This window comes from Paracoccus isoporae, assembly GCF_900101865.1.
Classification (GTDB): domain Bacteria; phylum Pseudomonadota; class Alphaproteobacteria; order Rhodobacterales; family Rhodobacteraceae; genus Paracoccus; species Paracoccus isoporae.
Map to the genome: position 1 here is coordinate 80628 of NZ_FNAH01000010.1, position 21117 is coordinate 101744.

The window sequence follows — 21117 nt, forward strand, 5'->3', positions numbered from 1 at the left end:
CCCCCGGCCGCGCCGGGGGGGCATCGCATGTCAGGTCGCCCAGGCCGGGCCGCCATCGTAATCGGTGTCGCGGAACTCGCCCGGCACCGCCTCGTAGCGCAGCACCTCGGTCGCGCCTGGCTGGGAGGTGAAGAAGCCGAACAGCACAAGCTGATGGATCGCGGTGAACCAGTGCGGCTCCGCCCCCTCGCGCGCCGACTGGTTGCGGGCGAGGCTCGCGATATCCTCGATCAGCACCTGCTGCTGGTTGGGTTCGAGCGCCATGAAATCGGCGCCATACACGTCCTGCGCATAGGTCTTCAGCATCTCCATTGCGTCCCGGAACTCGTCCTGCTGGGCGCGGTCGTAGCAGTCGCTCACATAGATCGTCATGAACTCGCCCACGCCGGCATCCTTCGCGCCGGGCGTGTCGGTCTGCGGAATGATGATCTCCGCCACCTCGTCGAGGAAGGCGGCATCCTCGGGCGAGAAGATGTTCTCGCCGATTTCCGTCGGCTGATAGCTCCAGCCGGCGCGGGGGGCGATCATCGCGGTCCCGGTGACGGCGGCGATCATGGAGAGAAGTTCGCGGCGGTTCATCACAGATCTCCGTTCTTGAGGCTTTCCACGGCATGGGCCGCAGCCCGCGCGGTCAGCGCCATATAGGTGAGCGACGGGTTCACGCAGCTTGACGAGGTCATGCAGGCGCCGTCGGTGACATAGACATTCGGCGCGTCCCAGAGCTGGTTGTTGCCGTTCAGCACCGATGTCGCGGCATCGCGGCCCATCCGCGCGGTGCCCATCTCGTGGATGCCCATGCCGGGCGCGTAGTCGCTCTCGGTCGGGCGCACATCGACCGCGCCGCCCGCCTCGAACAGGTCGACCGCGTCCTGCTGCATGTCCTTGCGCATTTCGCGTTCGTTCTCGCCCAGCTCGACGCTGATATCGAGCACCGGCATCCCCCATTTGTCGGTGACCGTGTCGCTCAGCGCGATGCGGTTCTCGTGATAGGGCAGCATCTCGCCGAAGGCGGTCATGCCGATGCGCCAGTCGCCGGGCTTGCTGATCAGCTCCTTGAAGTCCTTGCCGATATTCAGCTCGGCAATCTCGCGCCGCCAGCCCTCGCGGCTGGCCGAGCCCTGATAGCCGAAGCCGCGCAGATAGGGGCGTTCCTCGCCATCCAGATTGCGGAAGCGGGGGACATAGAAGCCCGCGGGGCGGCGTCCGAAGTAATATTTGTCGTCAAAGCCTTCGATCCGGCCCTCCGCACCGACGCGGAAATGGTGGTCCATCACGTTATGGCCCAGCTCGCCCGAGGCGGAGCCGAGCCCGCCCTCCCACACATCGGTGGCAGAGTTCATCAGCAGCCAGGTCGAGTTGAACGCAGAGGCATTCAGGAACACGACATTGGCGGTGTATTCATAGGTCTGGTTGTTCTCGGCGTCGATGATCTCGACCCCGGTCGCGCGCCCGGCGTCGCGGTCATACATGACCTGCCGCACGATGGAGAACGGGCGCAGCGTCAAATTGCCCGTCGCCATTGCCGCGGGAAGCGTCGCGGACTGGGTGCTGAAATACGCGCCGTAAGGGCAGCCGAGCCAGCACTTGTTGCGATACTGGCAGTTGGCGCGGTTCTGTTCGGGCTTGGGCTCCGTGATGTTGGCCACGCGCGAATTGATCAGATGCCGCTTGCCGCCGAAGGCCTGCTGGATGCGCGCCGCCACGTCCTTTTCCACGATATTGAGCGGGATCGGCGGCAGGAACTGCCCGTCCGGCAGAACGTCCAGCCCCTCATTCGAGCCGGAGATGCCGGCGAACTGCTCCACATGGTCATACCACGGGGCCAGATCGGCATACCGGATCGGCCAGTCAATCGCGATGCCTTCCTTCTGATTGGCCTCGAAATCAATATCGGACAGACGATAGGAATGCCGCCCCCACATCAGCGAGCGGCCGCCGACATGATAGCCCCGGAACCAGTCGAACCGCTTCGTCTCGACGTAAGGGTTATCCTGTTCGTTCGCCCACATGCCGTTGGTCGGTTCGTTCAGCGGATAGTCGCGCTGCAAGACCGGGTGCTGGCGCTTCATCTCCACCGTCGCCGTGCCGCGATGGGGGTAATCCCATGCCTCTTTTTCGGCATTCACGTAATCGGTCAGATGCTCGATATTGCGCCCGCGTTCGAGCATCAGCACCTTCAATCCCCGTTCCGTCAGTTCCTTCGCGGCCCATCCGCCGCTGATCCCCGAACCGACGACAATCGCGTCGTAATGCGTATTATCTGCCATCTGGCGCCCCTCCTCAGGACAAAGCTGGTTGGCTCAAATCGTGTTAAACATCACAGGTCAGAACCGCCGCGCGCAGCGCTTCGGCCGCGGCGTCGGTGGCCTGATCGGCACTCGGTACAAACTCCTGCGCGACATAGCCGGTGAACCCGGTGTCACGGATTGCGCGGCAAATGGCCGCGTAATTCAGTTCCTGGCTGTCATCGGGCTCGTGCCGGCCCGGATTGCCTGCGGTGTGGTAATGGCCGAAACAATCCTGATGGTCGGTGATCGTGCGGATCACGTCGCCCTCCATGATCTGCATGTGGTAGATGTCATAGAGCAGCTTGAAATTGGGCGAGCCGATGCGGTCGCACAGCGCCACGCCCCAGGGTGAGTTGTCACACAGGTAATCCGGGTGATCGACCTTGGAGTTCAGCAACTCCATCTGGATCACCACCCCGGCCTCTTCGGCGGCGCCCAGGATTTCCTTGATCCCCTCCTCGCAGGCGCGCAGCCCGTCCTCGGGGTCCATCCCGCGCCGGTTGCCGCTGAAGCAGATCAGGTTGCGGTATCCTGCATCGGCGACAAGCTGGATGTGGCGGCGGTAATTGTCGATCAGCACCGGGTGGTTGTCGCGTTCGGCCCAGCCATCCTCCAGGCTGATCTCCGCGCCGTTGCACATCGAGCTGTCCAGCCCGGCCTCCTTCAGCACCGGCCAGTCATCCGGCCCGCAAAGATCAATCGCCCCGATCCCGATGCGATTGCACAGAGCGGCCAACTGGTCGAGCGGCAGATCGCCATAGGTCCAGCGGGCGACGGAATGGTTGATATTGCCTTTCAGCGCAGTGGTTCCGGCGGTCTCGGCCTGCTGCGCGGCGGCCCGGCCTGCGATCAGCAATGCGCCGGTTCCGGCGGCGCCATGAAACAGGCTGCGGCGCGTGAGTCTCCGTTCCGACAAATCGGTCATCTTCAAATCCTCGCCTTGTTAAGTCGCCCGCCGCCTCAATTGCGGCAGAGGTCACATCCCTGCGCGACCGGCGCGCGGACGCGCAGGGGTCGTCAGCCGATCAATAGGGGCTGTCTTCGAAATAGTAATCCTCGGCATTGTCCTGGGTAATCAACTCGGACGCGATGATGAATTCGCCGGTCATGGGTGCAGCACCCGAGGCACCGACGGCCGTCATCTCGATCGCGGTCGAGATCATCGAGGGCGGATAGGTGACGTTGACCGGCACGGTCTCGTCGCCATTGCGGATGCGGTCCACCATCTCCTTCATCCCGGCGCCGCCGACGACGATCATTTCGCCCGAACGCCCGGCCTGTTCGATGGCCGCCAATGCACCGACCGCCTGATCGTCATCCGCAGCCCACACCGCGTCGATTTCGGAAAACCGCGAAAGGTAATCCTGCATCAGCGTGAACGCGTTGTCGCGGTTCCAGTTGGCGTGATCCATCGCCAGCACCTCAAGGTCAGAGCCTTCGAGCGCGGCCTCAAACCCCTCAACCCGCTCATTATCGACGGTGGACGGAATGCCGCGCATCACAACCAGCTTCGCGCCGCTGTCCAGATTATCCACGAAATACTGCCCGGCGGTCTGCCCGAAGCTCATATTATCGCCCGCGACATAGAGATCCTCGATCCCGTCCTGCGCCAGTCCCCGGTCCACGACTGTGACCCATGTGCCGCTTTCCGCGATCCGCTGGATCGGGCCGGTCAGCGGCTCGGATTCGAAGGGCAGCACGACAAGCGCGTCGATCCCGCGCGTCGCCACCATATCCTCAAGATCCGACACCTGCGTGCCCGGATCGGAGGTCGTGGTCAGCACGAAATCCATGTCGGGATAGGTTTCCTCGAGCCGCTCCACCGTGCGCTCGGCGTGGTAGTTCAGCGCACCGGCCCAGCCATGCGTGGCGGCCGGGATCGACACGCCGATGGTCTGTGCGAAGGCAGGCAGGGCAAGTGCGCCCGCCAGTGCCGTGGTGGCAACCAGAGTGATCTTCATTGTCAGTCCTCCCAGGGTAGTGTGACAGGGTTGACGGGCGGCCTCAGCGGGCCGGACCCGTGTTGCGTTGCAGAACGACCGCCAGGATGATGACGACGCCCTGAATGGCTCCGTTGAGATAGGGGCTCACGAAATCGGTCAGGTTCAGGATATTGCCGATCAGGCTGAGGATCAGCACGCCGACCACGGTGCCCCAGACCCGGCCGAACCCGCCTTTCAAAAGCGTGCCGCCGATGATGACCGCGGCGATTGCCTCCAACTCCCACAACAAGCCCGTGGCCGAGGAGGCCGAACCGAGGCGCGGCACATACATCACCACCGCCAGCCCGACCAGCAGACCGAGCAGCGCATAGGTGATCAGCCGCACCCGCAGCACCGCGACCGAGGAATAGCGCGCGACCTTCTCATTCGAGCCGATGGCCGCGCAATGCCGCCCGAACGCGGTGTGCCGCATGGCGATCTCGCCGATGATGGCGACAAGCGCGAAGACGATGATCGGCCAGCTAATCCCGGCGATCCCGCCGTAATAAACCGGGCGGTAGAACTCGCCCATCTGATAGCCGATGGACAGCGTGCCGCCATCCGCCAGCCAGGTGATGAGAGAGCGGTAGATCCCCATCGTGCCGAGGGTGACGATGAACGCCTCGATCCCGGCGCGGGTGATCAGCAGCCCGTTGATCATCCCCGCCGCGAAACCGGAAAACAGCGCGATCAGCATGCCCAGCAACACCACCGGCAGGGTGACGCCCATGCGTTCGGTCATCGCGTTCATGGCGATGATCATCACGCCCGCGACGAAGGCGGCCATCGAGCCCACGGACAGGTCCAGCCCGCCCGCGGTGATGACGAAGGTCATGCCCACGGCAATGATGCCGATGAAGGCCGAGCGCGCGAGTACGTTGGTGACATTGGCATAGCTCAGGAAATTGTCGCTCAGCGAGATGCCGATCAGCACCAGCACGATCAGCGCCACGACCGGGCCGATGGCTTGCAGATTGACGGATGACCGGCGCGCAGCCGGTTTCTTGGCGGTGGCGTCGGTCATGCGGCCGTCCCCTCTGGTTCTGCATCCATGCCCATGGCGAGCTTCACGATGCGTTGTTCGTTCACGTCCGCGCCGCTGACCTCGCCGGTGATCTCGCCCGAATGCATGACCACCACCCGATCCGCGAGGCCGATCAGTTCGGGCATCTCCGAGGAGATCACGATGATGCTGCGGCCCTCGGCGGCGAGATCCGCGATCAGTTGATAGATCTGCTGCTTGGTGCCGATATCGATGCCGCGCGTCGGCTCGTCGATGATGACGATCTCGGGATTGCTCAGCAGTGTCTTGGCCAGAAGCAGCTTCTGCTGGTTGCCGCCCGACAGATCGCCCACCGCCATGCCCCGGTCGGGGGCGCGGATGGCGAAATCCTCGATGGCCTTGCTGAGCGCGGCCTCTTCCTTCCTGCGGTTGATGAGCGGATTGCCGAATTCGGACAGAAGCGGCAGGGTCAGGTTCTCGCGCAGGGTCTTTTCCAGCAGCAGACCGGCGCCCTTGCGGTCTTCGGTCAGATAGACCAGCCCGGCCTTCACCGCCGCCGAAATGTCGCCTGGGGGCAGGGCGGTGCCTTTCACCGTCACCTCGCCGTCGCGCGGGCGCAGGCCCGCAATCGCCTCGGCCAGCTCGGTCCGGCCGGAACCGACCAGCCCGCCAATCCCCAGCACCTCGCCCCTGTGGAGATTCAGGCTGGCATTCTCGACCATGCCGGGGACGGAGACATTGCGCACCTCCAGCACCGTCTCGGCGCCGCCTTCGGCCTTGGGCGGGAACAGGTCGGACAATTCGCGCCCGACCATCGCCGTGGCCATGTCGTGTTCGCTGAACTCCTCGACCATGCCCGAGCGGACCATGGTGCCGTCGCGCAGTACCGTGACCCGGTCGGCAATCCGCTTCACCTCGCTCAGCTTGTGCGAGGTATACAGGATCGCCACGCCCTGTTCGCGCAGCCGCTCGATCTGCTCGAACAGCACCTCGGTCTCGCGCTCGGTCAGCACGGCGGTGGGTTCGTCCATGATGAGCACGCGGGCGTCGCGCGACAGCGCCTTGGCGATCTCCACCATCTGCTTGTCGGGGACCGAGATGCGGTTGACCTGGGTGGCGGGGTCGACGCGGCAATCGAGCCGTTGCAGCAATTCCGCCGACCGCCGCCGCATCTCGCCGTGATCCAGCCGCCAGCCTTTCTTCAGCTCGCGCCCGAGGAAGATGTTCTGATCGACCGCGAGATGTTCCGCCAGGTTGAATTCCTGGTGGATCATGATGATCCCCAGATCCTCCGCCTCGTCGGAATGATCGAAGCGGATCGGGTTTCCCTCGAAGATCACCTCGCCATCGGTCTGGGACAGATAGCCGGCCAGGATCTTCATGGTCGTGGACTTGCCCGCACCGTTTTCCCCGATCAGCGCGTGGACCTCTCCGGGGCGCAGCGCGAAATTGACGCCGTGCAGCACCTCGATCGGGCCAAAGGATTTATGCACGTCGCTGAGCGACAGGATCGGGTCGGTCATGGCATCACCTCCACCCAGCCATTATCGGCCTCGTCGGAGCGGATGCAGGCATCGATGAAATGCAGCCCCTCCAGCCCGTCCTGAAGATCGGGCACCAGCAGCGGGTCGGGCAGGGGGCGGCCCTCCTGCTGGGCGCGGATTGCCGCCGCCGCCTCGCGGTAGAGATTGGCGAAACCTTCCAGATAGCCTTCGGGATGGCCGGCCGGGATGCGGCTGGATTCCGCGGCACTGTCGGTCGTGCCCGGCCCGCCGCGCCGCAACTTGCGCGCGGCCTCTCCGAACGGGGTGAACCACAGCGTCTCGGGCGCCTCATGCGCCCATTCCAGCCCGCCCTTGTCGCCATAGACGCGCAGCTTCAGACCGTTCTCCGTGCCCGGCGCGACCTGAGAGCACCACAGTGTGCCCTTGGCCCCGCCGGCATAGCGCATCAGCACATTGGCGTTGTCGTCCAGCTTGCGGCCCGGCACGAAGGCGGTCAGATCGGCGGCCAGCTTTTCGGGCAGCATCCCGGTCACGAACCGGGCAAGCTGGAAGGCATGGGTGCCGATATCGCCGATGGCCCCGCCCGCACCGGCGCGTTCCGGGTCGCTGCGCCACTCGGCCTGCTTGGAATCGCTGGGTTCGGTCAGCCAGTCCTGCGCATATTCCACCATCACCAGCCGGATCTTGCCCAGATCGCCGCGCGCGACCATTTCCCGCGCCAGCCGGATCTGGGGATAGCCGGAGTAGTTGTGGGTCAGGAAGAACAGCGCGCCGGAGGATTTCGCGGCCTCGGTCAGTTCGCGCGCCTGCGCCATGGTGGCGGTCAGCGGCTTGTCGCAGATGACATGAATGCCACGGTCAAGGAAGGCTTTCGAGGCCGGGCCGTGCAGGTGATTGGGGGTGCAGATCGCCACCACCTCGATCCCGTCCTCGCGGGCTGATTCGGTTTCGGCCATCTTCTCGAAGTTGTCATAAGCGCGGTCTTCGGCGATGCCGAGCGTCGCGGCGCTCTGCTGCGCCTTCTCGGGGGTCGAGGACAGCGCGCCGGCAACGAGTTGAAATTCACCGTCAATCCGCGCCGCAATACGATGCACATTGCCGATCAGCGCACCGGCTCCACCCCCAACCATACCAAGACGCAGCGGCACATGACGTTTCATTTGCGCTCCCCCAACCCCAACATTCTCAGATTTGCCGCCTGATCGACACCGGAATCGGCAAAATCGTCAAAGGCGCGCTCGGTGACGCGGATGATGTGGTCGCGCACGAACGCCGCGCCCTCGCGCGCGCCATCCTCGGGATGTTTCAGCGCGCATTCCCATTCGACGACGGCCCAGCCGTCGAAATCCATCGCTGTCAGCTTGGAGAAGATTGTCCCGAAATCGACCTGTCCGTCGCCGGGGCTGCGGAAGCGGCCGGCGCGGTCCACCCAAGACTGATAGCCACCATAGACGCCCTGCCGGCCGGTCGGATTGAACTCCGCGTCCTTGACATGGAACATCCCGATCCGCTCGGCATAGATGTCGAGATGGTCAATATAGTCGAGCTGCTGCAGCAGGTAATGCGACGGGTCGTACAGCATCTTCGCGCGGGGATGCTGGTTCATGCGGTCGAGGAACATCTCGAATGTGACGCCGTCATGCAGATCCTCGCCGGGATGGATCTCGAAACAGATATCGACGCCGTTTTCCTCGGCATGATCCAGCAGCGGCCGCCACCGCGCCGCCAGCTCGTCAAACGCGGCCTCCACCAGACCCGCCGGGCGCTGCGGCCAGGGATAGAAATAGGGCCAGGCGAGCGCGCCCGAAAACGCCGCCATCCGGTCGAGACCCAGCCGGGCCGAGGCATCGATGGTCTTGCGGATCTGCGCCACCGCCCATTCCTGCCGCGCGGCCGGATTGCCGCGAAGATGGGCCGGGGCGAAGCCGTCGAACGCATCGTCGAAGGCGGGATGGACGGCGACAAGCTGGCCCTGAAGATGGGCCGAAAGCTCGGTGATCTCGACGCCGTTCAGCGCCGCGCGGCCCTTCAGATCGGCGCAATACGCGTCCGACGCAGCGGCCTGGTCCAGATCCAGCATATTCGCGGCACCCGACGGCACCTGCACGCCCAGATAGCCGCATCCGGCCGCCCAGGCGGTGATGTCGTCGAAATTGTCGAAGGGCGCGGAGTCGCCGATAAATTGTGCCAGGAATAGGCCCGGCCCCTTGATCGTCCTCATGTTTCCCCCCGAAGAAACGTGCGATGCAATCGGTTACATAGTGGGTGACACAGGATGAAATGGTTTACAACCGTTTTTTTTGGCCTAAATTGTTCATCTCTGGCAGCAGGAAAGAGACCGGGTGAAAGATCAGTCACGGGCCCCACGAATCCATGACGTGGCACGCATCGCGGGTGTGTCCGCGGCAACGGTCAGCCGGGCGCTGTCGAAACCGGACATGGTGTCGGAGGCGACGCGCAAGCTGGTCGAGGCCGCGGTGCTTGAAACCGGCTATATCGTCAACGTGACCGCTCGCAACCTGCGTCAGCAGCAGGTTGGCGGGGTGCTGGCCCTGGTGCCCAATATCGCCAACCCGTTCTTTTCCCAGATCCTGTCCGGCATTGCCGAGACCTTGCGTGCCAAGGGGCTGAATCTTCTGGTTCTGGACACGATTTCAGCCAGCACCCCGGCACCGAATGCGCCGCTGGCCAGCTATCTGAACCGGGCGCGCTGCGACGGGGTGATCGTGCTGGACGGGCGGCTGGAGCCGGAGCTTTTGACCCATCCGTCCTGCCCGCCGGTGGTGCAGGCCTGCGAATTCAACTCCATGCTGGAGGCGCCGCGCGTGCTGGCCGACAATGTCGCGGGCGGACGGCTGGCGGCGGAGCATCTGACCGGGCTTGGCCATCGCAGGCTGCTGCATCTGACCGGGCCGGTGGGCAACACGTTGACCATCTCGCGCCGCAAGGGTTTCGAGGAAGGGCTCTATCGCGCCGGCATCGACCCGGCGCAGGATCTGACCCGGATCGAGGGCGATTTCTCGCTGCGCGCGGGGTTCGAGGCGGCGGGCCGGATCGCCGGGATGGAGGCGCTGCCGACGGCGGTGTTCTGCGACAATGACGAGATGGCGATGGGGCTGATCCACGGGCTCCACAAGGCGGGGCTGGCCGTGCCGGACGACATCTCGGTGATGGGGTTCGACAATATCGAATGGTCGAATTACGGCCTGCCGCCCCTGACCACGATCCGGCAGCGGCGGGCGGTGCTGGGCCAGAAGGCGGCCGAGACGCTGCTGGCGGTTCTGGACGGGGAGCGCCCCGAGGCCGAGGTGATCCTGCCGGTCGAATTGCTGCCGCGCGACAGCACCGCGCGGGCCTGACGCGGGCGCGCGGCGCGGCGCGACGGCAGCAGGCCCAGCCGGTTCAGCCGGTCCAGTCCAGCACGATCTTGCCGGAGGTTCCGCCCTGCATGATCTCGAATCCGCGGGCGAAATCGGCGACCGGCAGGCGGTGGGTGATGACCCCGCGAATATCCAGCCCGCTTTCCAGCATGGCCAGCATCTTGTGCCAGGTCTCGAACATTTCGCGGCCATAGATGCCCTTGATGGTCAGCATCTTGAACACGATCCTTGTCCAGTCCACCGGGGCCGGGCGGGCCGGGATCCCCAGCAGCGCGATCCGCCCGCCCATCACCAGGTGATCGACCATCTGGTCGAAGGCAGACGGCGCGCCGCTCATCTCCAGCCCGACATCGAAGCCTTCCTTCATGCCGAGCCGCTGCTTGACCTCGGCCAGATCCTCGGCCGCGACATTGACCGGGCGCACATCCGCGACCGCCCCCGCCAGCGCCAGACGGTCGGGGTTCACATCGGTGATGACCACATGGCGCGCGCCGACATGGCGGGCGACGGCGGCGCTCATGATCCCGATCGGGCCGGCGCCGGTGATCAGCACATCCTCACCCACCAGATCGAAGGAGAGCGCCGTGTGGACCGCATTGCCCAGCGGGTCGAGGATCGCGCCCAGCTCGTCATCGACGCTGTCGGGCAGGGGGACGACATTGAAGGCCGGCAGGCTCAGATATTCCGCGAAGGCGCCGGGGATCTGGACCCCGATGCCGCGCGTCTCCGGGTCGAGATGGAATTTCCCGCCCCGCGCCGCGCGGCTTTTCATGCCGATCACATGACCCTCGCCCGAGACGCGCTGACCGGGTTCCAGATGGCGGACATTGCGCCCGGTCTCGGCGATCTCTCCGGCATATTCATGGCCGATCACCATCGGGACGGGCACGTTTTTCTGCGCCCAGTCATCCCAGGCATAGATATGGATGTCGGTGCCGCAGATCCCGGTCTTGCGGATGCGGATCAGCACGTCATCGGGGCCGATTTCGGGCACGGGGCGGTCCTGCAACCACAATCCGGGGCGCGGTTCGGCTTTCACCAGGGCTTTCATGTCGCGGCTCCGTTCAGATGATGCCGAGCGCGCGGCCGGCATCGGTGAAGGCGTCTATGGCGCGGTCGATCTCTGCGCGGCTGAGCGCCGCCGACATCTGGGTGCGGATGCGCGCGGCGCTCTTCGGGACCACCGGGTAGAAGAACCCGGCCACGAACACGCCGCGCGCGTCGAGGGCCGCGGCGAGTTCCTGCGCCCGCCTGGCGTCATGCACCATGACCGGGATGATCGGGGTGCGTCCGGGGATCAACTCGAACCCCGCCGCGGTCATGCGGTCGCGGAAATATCTGCTGTGATCGGCCAACGTGGCGCGCAGATCATCGGCGCCCCGCGCGATCTCGATCGCCTTGATGGCGCCGGCCGCCACCGGCGGGGCGAGGCTGTTGGAAAACAGATAGGGCCGCGCCCGCTGCCGGAGCAGGTCGATCACCGGCTGCGAGGCGGCCACGAACCCGCCCATGCCGCCGCCGAGCGTCTTGCCGAGCGTGCCGGTGATGATGCCGACCCGCCCCTCCACCCCGGTCAGGCTGGGCGTGCCGCGCCCGGCCTTGCCCAGATGGCCGGTGGCGTGGCAGTCATCGACCATCACAGTTGCGCCGTAGCGTTCGGCCAGATCGCAGATCTCGGGCAGTTTCGCGACATGACCGTCCATCGAGAACACCCCATCCGTCGCCACCAGCCGGAACCGCGCCCCGTCCGCATCCGCCGCCTTCAACTGATCCTCGAGCGCGTCCATGTCACCATTGGCGAAGCGGTAGCGTTTCGCCTTGCACAGCCGGATCCCGTCGATGATCGAGGCATGGTTCAGACTGTCAGAGATGATCGCGTCCTCCGCGCCAAGCAGCGGCTCGAACACCCCGGCATTGGCGTCGAAACAGGCCGCGAACAGGATCGCGTCCGCCATGCCCAGATATTCCGCGATCTGCCGTTCCAGTTGCCGGTGCAGCGTCTGGGTGCCGCAGATGAACCGGACCGAGGCCATGCCGAAGCCGTATGCCTCCATGCCGTCGCGGGCGGCGGCCACGATCTCGGGATGGTTGGCGAGGCCGAGATAGTTGTTGGCGCAGAGATTGATCGCCTCGCGCGTGCCGCGCCCGTCGCTGACGCGGATCGTGCCGCCCTGCGGCCCGGCGATCAGCCGCTCGCGCTTGTAGAGCCCGTCCGCCTCGATCTGGGCCAGCATGTCGCGGATATGGTCGTCCAGTCCGGTGGGCATCGCGTGTCCTCCTCTCATGGCGGCAGATGTGTTCCGTTAAGTCGGAATAATCCACTATAACGGATAAATGTCAATCCGTGCTGTGCGATCTTGAAACGCGTCGTCACCGGCCCGCTGTCGGGCGCATCCGCGCTCCTCGCTGGACCAGTCCAGCCCGGATCCTAGCATAAGTCCCGGTGCAGGTATATTGCCGCCTGGCATGGACGGGCGCGCAGGCACATAGCGCGGGCGGGGTTTCCGTCATGCCGGATCTGTGCAATATATCGGACAGAACATCCGTCACCCGAACCGGACCCCGCCGCCATGCCCTTCCGACCGCCCCGCATCGGCCCCGTCATCCAGACCGAGCGCAAGCAGCGCCGGCTGACGCTGGAACAGCTTGCGGCGCAGTCGGGGGTGTCGCGCTCCATGCTCAGCCAGATCGAACGCGGCGAGACCAACCCGACCTTCGCCGTGGTCTGGGCGCTGACACAGGCGCTCGGCATCAACATGGCCGATCTGCTGGGCGAGGGCGCGGGACCCGACGACGCGGACGGGATCGAGGTGGTTCCGGCCGCGCATACGCCGCTGATCCGCTCCACCGATGGCAGTTGCGAACTGCGCATCCTCAGCAGCCCGCGCACCGCCGGGGCGACCGAATGGTATGAGCTGACCATCGCGCCGGGCGGCAGCCTGGACAGCGAGGCCCATGCGGCGGGCGCGGTCGAGCATCTCACCGCGCTGACCGACGGGATCCGCATCACCAGCGGCGACAGCCGCGTGTCGCTGAAACAGGGCGAGACCGCCCGCTACGCGGCGGATGTGCCCCATGAAATCGCCAATCTCTCGGACCGGCCGGCGCGGGGCTTTCTGGTGGTGCTGCTGCGCTGATGGCACGCATGTGACTTGCCGGGGCGGGGCGCAGCCCCTATCCCGACCCCGACGCAGCCGGAAGACAGGCGATCCCCGCGCATGGGACGATGGATTTGCACATTGCTGGTGGTGCTTGTCGCGCTTGGCGCGTCGGGCGGGCATGAGCCGGGTTTTGCCGCAACGGTCGCGCCGGGCCAGGCGGCGGCGCCGCATTGTCCCGAGGGCGGGGCCGCCGAAACCGCAACGGACCGGCATGACGCCCGCGCCGCAGCCGAAACGGGCGACGACGGCAGGATGACCTTCCCCTGCGAGGTGGTCTGCCTCGGCGGGCCGGCCCCGCGCGGGGCGGCGTCGCATGCGGGCCGCTCTGCCCTGCCGCGCGGGGCGGGCTGGCGCATCGCGGCCGAGCACTGGCAGGGCCGGGGCGTGGGGCCGGGCGAGCGCCCGCCGAGATCCGTCTGAACATCGCTGAGAGGCGGCGCCGGGTGACGGCGCCAGATGATGTTCGCCCCATATGGGGCACAGATGGATCAAATACATGACACAGAAAATCTCTCGACGCGGCGTTCTGGCCGCGGGTGCGGCCATGGCCGCCAGCTTCGCCCTGCCGCGTGCGGCCCTGGCCAGCGACGGCCCGATGACGCTCAGCGCCACGACGCGGGTGCTGGATATTGACGGCCGCGCCGCCACCGTGCTGGGGCTGGAGAACGCGGCAGGCGGGCAGGGGCTCACCCTCGATCCCGGCCAGCGGTTCCGCGCCGATCTGACCAATGACCTGGCCGAGCGGATGATCGTCCACTGGCACGGCCAGATCCCGCCCAATGCGCAGGACGGCGTCCCCGACATGCCGATGCCGCTCTTCGCGCCCGGCGAGACCCGCCGCTATGACTATGCCGCCACGCCTGGCACGCATTGGATGCACAGCCATGTCCCGGTGCAGGAGATGCGGCTGCTGGCCGCGCCGCTGATCGTGCGCCGGCCCGAGGATCTGGCTGCCGACCGGCAGGAGGTGGTGATGTTCCTGCATGATTTCTCCTTCCGCACGCCGCAGGAGGTGCTGGCCGAGATCCGGTCCGGTGCCGGCCACGATGATGCCATGCCGGGAATGCAGGGCGCGGGCGTGGCCGATCCTCATGCCGGGCACGACATGGGCGGCGCGGATGGCGCGATGCCGGGCATGGACATGTCGGAAATGGAGGAGATGGCGGGTATGGACATGTCGAGCGGGGCGATGCCGGGCCACGACATGGCGGGAGACGGCATGGCCGGCGCGGCCCCGATGCAGATGGATCTGAACGATTTCGACTTCGACGCCTATCTGGCCAATGACCGCACCCTGTCCGACCCGGAGGTGGTGCGGGTGGATCCCGGCGGCCGGGTGCTGCTGCGCGTCATCAACGCCGCCGCCGCCACGGTGTTCTGGATCGACAGCGGCGACCTTGCTGGCCGACTGGTCGCGGTGGACGGCCAGCCGGTCCGCGCGCGTGCCGGGTCGCGCTTCGGGATCGCGATGGGGCAGCGACTGGATATCGCGATTGACCTGCCCGCCGGGCGCGGCGCCTGGCCCGTGCTGGCGCTGCGCGAGGGGGCCGTGGAGCGCGCCGGGCTGATCCTGGCCACGCCGGGGGCTCATGTTCCGGTCATCCCGGCGCGGGCAGAACAGGCCGCGCCGCCCTTCGATCTGGATCTCGCGCAGGAATCCGCCCTGCGCGCCGCCACGGCGCTGGAGATGCGGGAGGCCGACGCCAGCCAGATGGTGATGCTGGGCGGGCAGATGCAGCCCTATATCTGGACCATCAACGGGCGGGTGTTCGAGGAGCGCATCCCGGTCCCCGCCCGGCAGGGCCAGCGGGTCGAGCTGGTGTTTCACAACATGTCGATGATGGGCCATCCCATGCATCTGCACGGCCATCACTTCCAGGTCGTGGCGGTGAACGACACCCGCTTTGCCGGGGCGCTGCGCGACACGGTCTATGTGCCGCCCATGTCACGCGTCACCGTGGCGCTGGATGCAGGCGAGTCGGCGGAGTGGATGCTGCATTGCCACCACATGCCGCATCTGGCCAGCGGCATGATGACGACGCTGGCCGTCCGGGGCTGAGCGGGACGCAACTCTCCGGCGGGCCCGCCCCGCCGGAGGGCTTCAGCCCCGCTGCGCGCGGTCCGGGCCCGCCACCACCAGCTCGGTCTTCCAGCCGCGGCAGGCCTCGTCCAGCCGGCCGGGCAGGGGCGCATCGGTCAAGAACAGGTCCAACTCCGCCAGCGAGGCGATGCGCGCAGGCGCGCTGCGCTTGAACTTGGAGTGATCCGCGACCAGCATGGTCTGGCGCGCCTGGCGCAGCACCGCGCGGCTGACCCCGACCTCCTGGATGTCGAAATCCAGGATGTCGCCCTCCTGATCGAGGGCCGAGCAGCCGATCACGGCGATGTCGAACTTGAACTGGCGGATGGTCTCGGTCGCAAGCGCCCCGATCAGACCGCCATCCGACCGGCGCAGGCTGCCGCCGGTCACCAGCACCTCGCAATCCGGGTTGGCGACCAGGATATTGGCCACGTTCATGTTGTTGGTGGCCACCATCAGATCGGTATGTCCCAGCAATTCGCGGGCCACCGCCTCGGTGCTGGTGCCGATGTTCAGAAACAGCGAGATCCCGTTCGGGATCCGCGCGGCACAGGCCCGCGCGATTTCCGCCTTGGCGTCGCTGTTGAGCAGCCGCCGCTCCTCATAGCCGATATTGCTGGTGCCCGATGGCAGCACCGCGCCGCCATGCACCCGCTCCAGCCGGCCGGACTCGGCCAGCTCGGACAGATCGCGGCGGATGGTCTGCAAGGTGACGCCGAAATGCTCGGCCAGCCCCTCCACCGTCACCTTGCCGTCGCGGCGCGCCATGTCGAGGATCTCGGGATGGCGGAAGCTCTGGGACATGAGATGTTCGCTTTGCTTTCGGTTTTCGCCGGTTGGGCTGACTGGACGTCATTCGCGGCGTGAAATCCAGACAAAATTTGCGAATTTGACCCGTAATCGCGCAAGTCTGGAGATTATCTCCTTGTAAACCCGTCATAATCTCGAAATCGAAAGAAAACGAAAATAAAAACCTTGCGTTTATGTTTGGCTGTGCACTAGCCTGCCGGACTCAAGGGGGCCATCACGTGCAGCAGCATCTCAACAGCGATCCGGTGGATCTGTTCGTCATCGGCGGCGGCATCAATGGCTGCGGCATTGCGCGCGACGCGGCCGGGCGCGGGCTGTCGGTGACGCTGGCCGAGATGAACGATCTGGCTTCGGCCACCTCCTCGGCCTCGACCAAGCTGTTCCATGGCGGGCTGCGCTATCTGGAATATTTCGAGCTGCGGCTGGTGCGCGAGGCGCTGATCGAGCGCGAGGTTCTGCTGCGCGCCATGCCCCATATCAGCTGGCCGATGCGCTTCGTGCTGCCCTATCACAAGGATATGCGCTTCGATTCCGAAACCCCGACCTCTCGCCTTCTGGGCGTGGTCATGCCGTGGATGAAGGGGCGGCGGCCGGCCTGGCTAATCCGGCTGGGGCTGTTTCTCTACGACAATCTCGGCGGGCGGAAGATCCTGCCGGGCGCGGCCACGCTGTCGCTTGACGGCACGGCAGAGGGTGCGCCGCTTCAGGACGAGTTCCGCCACGCCTATGAATATTCCGATTGCTGGGTCGAGGATTCGCGGCTGGTGGCGCTGAATGCACGCGATGCCGCGGAACGCGGCGCTACCATTCTGACCCGGACCAAGGTGACACGCGCGGCGCGCGACGGCGATCTGTGGCGGATCGAGACCCGCGACAGCGATGGCGGGCAGACGCGGATCCACCATGCGCGGATGCTCATCAACGCAGGCGGGCCCTGGGTGGGCGACATCATCCATGACAAGATCGACCTGCCGTCCCGCGAAGGGGTGCGGCTGGTGCGCGGCAGCCATATCGTGACGCCGCGGCTCTACGATCACGACAAGTGCTATTTCTTCCAGGGCACGGATGGCCGGATCATCTTCGCCATCCCCTATGAGCAGGATTTCACCCTGATCGGCACCACCGATGCCGAACATGACGACCCGTTCACCAGCCCGGTCTGCACCGAGGCGGAGCGGGATTACCTGATCGGCTTCGCCAATCGCTATTTCAAGCGCCCGATTTCGGCCGCGGATGTGGTATGGTCCTATTCCGGCGTGCGCCCGCTCTACGATGACGGCGCGTCGAGCGCCACGGCGGCGACGCGGGACTATACGCTGAAGGTGAATGCAGAAGGGGGCGCGCCGGTGCTGAACATCTTCGGCGGCAAGATCACCACCTATCGGCGGCTGGCCGAAAGCGCGCTGGAGCGGATCGGCCAGCATCTTGCCGTGCCGGGCCAGCCGTGGACGGCGGGGGCGGCGCTGGCGGGCGGGGATTTCGCGGTGGACGGGTTCGACCGGCTGGTCGGTGATCTGCGCGCGCGCTTCGGTTTTCTGGATCCGGCGCAGGCGCGGCGGTTGGTCCGGGCCTATGGGACGGAGGCCGCGCGGATCATGGGTAATGCCGCCTCGTCCGAGGAACTGGGCCAGGATTTCGGCGCCGGGCTGACCGAGGCCGAGGTGGTCTGGCTGATGGACCATGAATTCGCCCGCCGGGCCGAGGACGTGGTGTGGCGGCGCTCGAAGCTGGGGCTGCGGATGGATGCCGCACAGATCGAGGCGCTGGATGCGTGGATGATCGCGCGGCGCGGCAGCGCGGCCGCGGCGGAGTAGGGCCGGATGCCGCGGGGCAGCCGGATGGGGATGGCAGGATGACACTGGAACTCAAGGGCGTCACGAAATCGGTCGAGGGGCAGGTTCATATCGCGCCCACCGATCTGACGCTGGAAAACGGCACGATGAACGTGCTTCTGGGGCCGACGCTGGCGGGCAAGACCTCGCTGATGCGGCTGATGGCGGGGCTGGATCAGCCCACGGCGGGCCGGATCTTCTGGAAGGGCGAGGATGTCACCGGGATGCGGGTGCAGGACCGCAAGGTGGCGATGGTCTATCAGCAATTCATCAACTACCCCTCGATGAGCGTCTATGACAACATCGCCTCGCCCATGCGGCTGATGGGCGTCGGCCGGGACGAGATCGACCGGCGGGTGCGCGAGACCGCGGCGCTGATGAAGCTGACCCCGATGCTGGATCGCAAGCCGCTGGAGCTGTCTGGCGGGCAGCAGCAGCGCTGCGCACTGGCCCGCGCCTTGGTCAAGAATGCCGGGCTGGTGCTGCTGGACGAGCCGCTGGCCAATCTGGATTACAAGCTGCGCGAGGAATTGCGGGTCGAGATCCCGAAGATCTTCGAGGCGTCGGGCGCCATCTTCGTCTATGCCACCACCGAACCGGAAGAGGCGCTCTTGCTGGGCGGCAACACCGCGACGATGTGGCAGGGGCGGGTCACGCAGTTCGGGCCGACGCCGCGCGTCTATCGCCGGCCCGTCGATGCGACCACGGCGCGGGTGTTCAGCGATCCGCCGATGAATTTCCTTCAGATCACCAAGACCGGCGACCGGCTGGTCTTCGATGGCGGGCAGAGCGCGCCGGCGGCGGGCGTTCTGGCCGATCTGCCCGATGGGCGCTACATGGCCGGGTTCCGGCCCAACCATCTGGATATAAGCCAGAACGGGCCGGACGCGATGCGCTTTACCGCGCGGCTGCATGTGACCGAGCTGACCGGTTCCGAAACCTTCGTCCATCTGGATCATCACGACGCGCGTTGGGTCGGGCTGATCCACGGCGTGCACGATCTCGAAATCGGCGCGCCGCTGGATGTGTGGCTGGAACCGCGCCATGTCTATGTCTTTGCCGAGGATGGCGGGCTGGTCGCCCCCGCCGCCTATGCGATGGCCGCCTGAGGGGAACGCATATGGCACGCATCACGCTCGACAATCTCGCCCATTCCTACCTGCCGCGCCCGGCCGGGCCCGAGGATTACGCGCTCAAGGAGCTGAATTACGACTGGGAGGATGGCGAGGCCTATGCGCTGCTCGGCGCATCGGGCTGTGGCAAGTCCACGCTCTTGAACATCATCTCGGGCCTGCTGATCCCGTCGCAGGGCCGGGTGCTGTTCGACGGCCAGGACGTGACCCATGCCCCCACGGCCGAGCGCAATATCGCGCAGGTGTTCCAGTTTCCGGTCGTCTACGACACCATGACCGTCCATGACAATCTGGCCTTCCCGCTGCGCAATCGCGGCCGGGATGAGGCTTACGTTGCCGAACGGGTGCAGGAAATCGCCCGCATGATCGGGATGGAGGAGATGCTGACCCGCAGGGCGCAAGGTCTGGGCGCGGATGCCAAGCAGAAGATCAGCCTCGGCCGCGGCATGGTGCGCAAGGATGTGAACGCGCTTCTGTTCGACGAGCCGCTGACCGTGATCGACCCGCATATGAAATGGGAGCTGCGCACCCAACTCAAGAAGCTGCACCACGATTTCGGCCATACCATGATCTATGTCACCCATGACCAGACCGAGGCGCTGACCTTCGCCGACAAGGTGGTGGTGATGCATGACGGCCGCGTCGTCCAGATCGGCACTCCGGATGAGCTGTTCGAGCGGCCGGAGCACACCTTCGTCGGCTATTTCATCGGCTCGCCCGGCATGAATATCCTGCCCGCCAAGATCGAGGGCGACCGGGCCATCATCGACGGGGCCGAAATCCCGCTCGGGCGCGGCTACGGGCCGGTTGACGGCAAGGTCGAGATCGGCATCCGCCCCGAATTCGCCCGGCTGAGCGCGGATGAGGGTCTGCCCGTCACCCTGCGCCGGGTGGAGGATGCGGGCCGCCACAAGATCATCCGCGCCGAGCTGTTCGGCCATGACATCAACATCATCGCCGGTGAGGACGCGCTGATCGGCCCCGACATGACCCGCGTCAGCTTCGACGCCCGCCGGGTCAATGTCTATGCCGATGACTGGCGCGTGACGCCTGTGGGGGAGGCCGCGTGATGCAGCAGAAGACCGTCAACAACAAGGCCTGGTTCCTGGTGCTGCCCGTGCTGCTGCTGGTGGCGTTCTCGGCGGTGATCCCGCTGATGACGGTGGTGAATTACTCGGTGCAGGACACGTTCGGCAATAATGTCTTCTTCTGGGCCGGGCTGGACTGGTTCCGCGAGATGCTGAGCGATGAGCGGATGTGGGACGCGCTGCAGCGGCAATTGTTCTTCTCGGCCACGATCCTGGCCATCGAGGTGCCGCTGGGGATCTTCGTGGCGCTGAACATGCCGAAATCGGGGTTCTGGTCGTCCTTCTGCCTGGTGCTGATGTCGCTGCCGCTGCTGATCCCGTGGAACGTGGTCGGCACGATCTGGCAGATTTTCGGGCGCGTCGATATCGGGTTGCTCGGCCATACGCTGGATGCGCTCGGGATCGACTATAACTACACCCAGAACCCGGTCGCGGCCTGGGCCACGATTATCGTGATGGATGTGTGGCACTGGACCTCGCTGGTGGCTCTGCTGGCCTTCGCCGGGCTGAAATCCATCCCCGACGCCTATTATCAGGCCGCCAAGATCGACCAGGCGAGCCGGTGGAAGGTTTTCCGCTATATCGAACTGCCGAAAATGTCCGGCGTGCTGATGATCGCGATCCTTCTGCGCTTCATGGACAGTTTCATGATCTATACCGAGCCTTTCGTCGTCACCGGCGGCGGGCCGGGCAATGCCACGACGCTGCTGTCGATCGACCTGGTGAAAATGGCGCTCGGCCAGTTCGATCTGGGCCCGGCCGCGGCCTTCTCGATCATGTATTTCCTGGTGATCCTGCTGATCTCTTGGGTGTTCTATACCGTGATGACCAATCTCGACAAAAAGGGGGTGTGAG

At 65.8% G+C, this 21117-nt stretch carries 19 protein-coding genes; 8 read left to right on the forward strand and 11 right to left on the reverse strand.

The genetic code is table 11. From position 1 onward, the window contains the following. Positions 1-30: 30 nt before the first annotated feature. The 8 genes from BLT73_RS14200 to BLT73_RS14235 all read right to left on the reverse strand — a co-directional run bounded on the left by BLT73_RS14200 (position 31) and on the right by BLT73_RS14235 (position 8999). A complete protein-coding gene (locus BLT73_RS14200) occupies positions 31-579 on the reverse strand; it encodes a gluconate 2-dehydrogenase subunit 3 family protein (protein ID WP_090524918.1) in 549 nt (182 codons plus the stop codon). Then, a complete protein-coding gene (locus BLT73_RS14205; protein WP_090524920.1) occupies positions 579-2267 on the reverse strand; it encodes a GMC oxidoreductase in 1689 nt (562 codons plus the stop codon). Before BLT73_RS14205 ends, BLT73_RS14200 begins: the two co-directional genes overlap by 1 nt. Before the next feature lie 43 nt (positions 2268-2310). Next, complete coding sequence (locus tag BLT73_RS14210; protein ID WP_090524922.1) at positions 2311-3213, reverse strand: hydroxypyruvate isomerase family protein; 903 nt, start codon at positions 3211-3213, stop codon at positions 2311-2313. Between the two features lie 100 nt (positions 3214-3313). Then, positions 3314-4249 carry an ABC transporter substrate-binding protein gene (locus BLT73_RS14215; protein ID WP_090524924.1) on the reverse strand — a complete coding sequence of 312 codons (936 nt, stop codon included), beginning with the start codon at positions 4247-4249 and terminating at the stop codon, positions 3314-3316. A gap of 43 nt (positions 4250-4292) precedes the next feature. Next, positions 4293-5294, reverse strand: coding sequence for an ABC transporter permease (locus BLT73_RS14220; protein ID WP_090524926.1), 1002 nt, complete (start codon positions 5292-5294; stop codon positions 4293-4295). Beyond that, positions 5291-6796 carry a sugar ABC transporter ATP-binding protein gene (locus BLT73_RS14225; RefSeq protein ID WP_090524928.1) on the reverse strand — a complete coding sequence of 502 codons (1506 nt, stop codon included), beginning with the start codon at positions 6794-6796 and terminating at the stop codon, positions 5291-5293. Before BLT73_RS14225 ends, BLT73_RS14220 begins: the two co-directional genes overlap by 4 nt. Beyond that, positions 6793-7938, reverse strand: a complete 1146-nt coding sequence (locus BLT73_RS14230; protein ID WP_090524930.1) for a Gfo/Idh/MocA family protein — start codon at positions 7936-7938, stop codon at positions 6793-6795. The genes BLT73_RS14225 and BLT73_RS14230 overlap by 4 nt, the downstream gene beginning before the upstream one ends. Then, positions 7935-8999: a sugar phosphate isomerase/epimerase family protein gene (locus BLT73_RS14235; protein WP_090524932.1), complete on the reverse strand. Its 1065-nt coding sequence runs from the start codon at positions 8997-8999 to the stop codon at positions 7935-7937. Before BLT73_RS14235 ends, BLT73_RS14230 begins: the two co-directional genes overlap by 4 nt. 157 nt (positions 9000-9156) lie before the next feature. Between BLT73_RS14235 and BLT73_RS14240 the strand changes: the two genes are divergently transcribed. After that, positions 9157-10137, forward strand: a complete 981-nt coding sequence (locus BLT73_RS14240; protein WP_245727343.1) for a LacI family DNA-binding transcriptional regulator — start codon at positions 9157-9159, stop codon at positions 10135-10137. Between the two features lie 43 nt (positions 10138-10180). Here BLT73_RS14240 and tdh read toward each other — a convergent pair whose 3' ends face one another. After that, a complete protein-coding gene (gene tdh / locus BLT73_RS14245) occupies positions 10181-11209 on the reverse strand; it encodes an L-threonine 3-dehydrogenase (protein WP_090524936.1) in 1029 nt (342 codons plus the stop codon). Positions 11210-11222: 13 nt separating this feature from the next. Then, positions 11223-12443: a glycine C-acetyltransferase gene (gene kbl / locus BLT73_RS14250; RefSeq protein WP_425438827.1), complete on the reverse strand. Its 1221-nt coding sequence runs from the start codon at positions 12441-12443 to the stop codon at positions 11223-11225. A gap of 285 nt (positions 12444-12728) precedes the next feature. Between kbl and BLT73_RS14255 the strand changes: the two genes are divergently transcribed. The 3 genes from BLT73_RS14255 to BLT73_RS14265 all read left to right on the forward strand — a co-directional run bounded on the left by BLT73_RS14255 (position 12729) and on the right by BLT73_RS14265 (position 15378). Next, a complete protein-coding gene (locus BLT73_RS14255; RefSeq protein WP_090524940.1) occupies positions 12729-13295 on the forward strand; it encodes a helix-turn-helix domain-containing protein in 567 nt (188 codons plus the stop codon). A gap of 81 nt (positions 13296-13376) precedes the next feature. Then, the gene (locus BLT73_RS14260) at positions 13377-13739 is read left to right on the forward strand and encodes a hypothetical protein (RefSeq protein WP_143025687.1); all 363 of its coding nucleotides are present in this window, start codon (positions 13377-13379) and stop codon (positions 13737-13739) included. A 76-nt stretch (positions 13740-13815) separates the two neighbouring features. After that, on the forward strand, positions 13816-15378 hold the full coding sequence (locus tag BLT73_RS14265; protein ID WP_090524974.1) for a multicopper oxidase family protein: 1563 nt from the start codon (positions 13816-13818) through the stop codon (positions 15376-15378). Positions 15379-15420: 42 nt separating this feature from the next. Here BLT73_RS14265 and BLT73_RS14270 read toward each other — a convergent pair whose 3' ends face one another. Beyond that, on the reverse strand, positions 15421-16203 hold the full coding sequence (locus BLT73_RS14270) for a DeoR/GlpR family DNA-binding transcription regulator (RefSeq protein WP_090524943.1): 783 nt from the start codon (positions 16201-16203) through the stop codon (positions 15421-15423). 179 nt (positions 16204-16382) lie between these two features. Between BLT73_RS14270 and glpD the strand changes: the two genes are divergently transcribed. From glpD to BLT73_RS14290, 4 genes are read left to right on the forward strand one after another with little or no spacing between them, the layout of a single operon-like run. Next, the gene (gene glpD / locus BLT73_RS14275) at positions 16383-18023 is read left to right on the forward strand and encodes a glycerol-3-phosphate dehydrogenase (protein ID WP_090524944.1); all 1641 of its coding nucleotides are present in this window, start codon (positions 16383-16385) and stop codon (positions 18021-18023) included. A gap of 38 nt (positions 18024-18061) precedes the next feature. Further along, the gene (locus tag BLT73_RS14280; RefSeq protein ID WP_090524946.1) at positions 18062-19150 is read left to right on the forward strand and encodes an ABC transporter ATP-binding protein; all 1089 of its coding nucleotides are present in this window, start codon (positions 18062-18064) and stop codon (positions 19148-19150) included. A gap of 11 nt (positions 19151-19161) precedes the next feature. After that, positions 19162-20244 carry an ABC transporter ATP-binding protein gene (locus BLT73_RS14285; protein WP_090524948.1) on the forward strand — a complete coding sequence of 361 codons (1083 nt, stop codon included), beginning with the start codon at positions 19162-19164 and terminating at the stop codon, positions 20242-20244. Further along, positions 20244-21116 carry a carbohydrate ABC transporter permease gene (locus BLT73_RS14290; RefSeq protein WP_090524950.1) on the forward strand — a complete coding sequence of 291 codons (873 nt, stop codon included), beginning with the start codon at positions 20244-20246 and terminating at the stop codon, positions 21114-21116. The genes BLT73_RS14285 and BLT73_RS14290 overlap by 1 nt, the downstream gene beginning before the upstream one ends. The last annotated feature ends 1 nt before the right edge of the window (position 21117 follow it).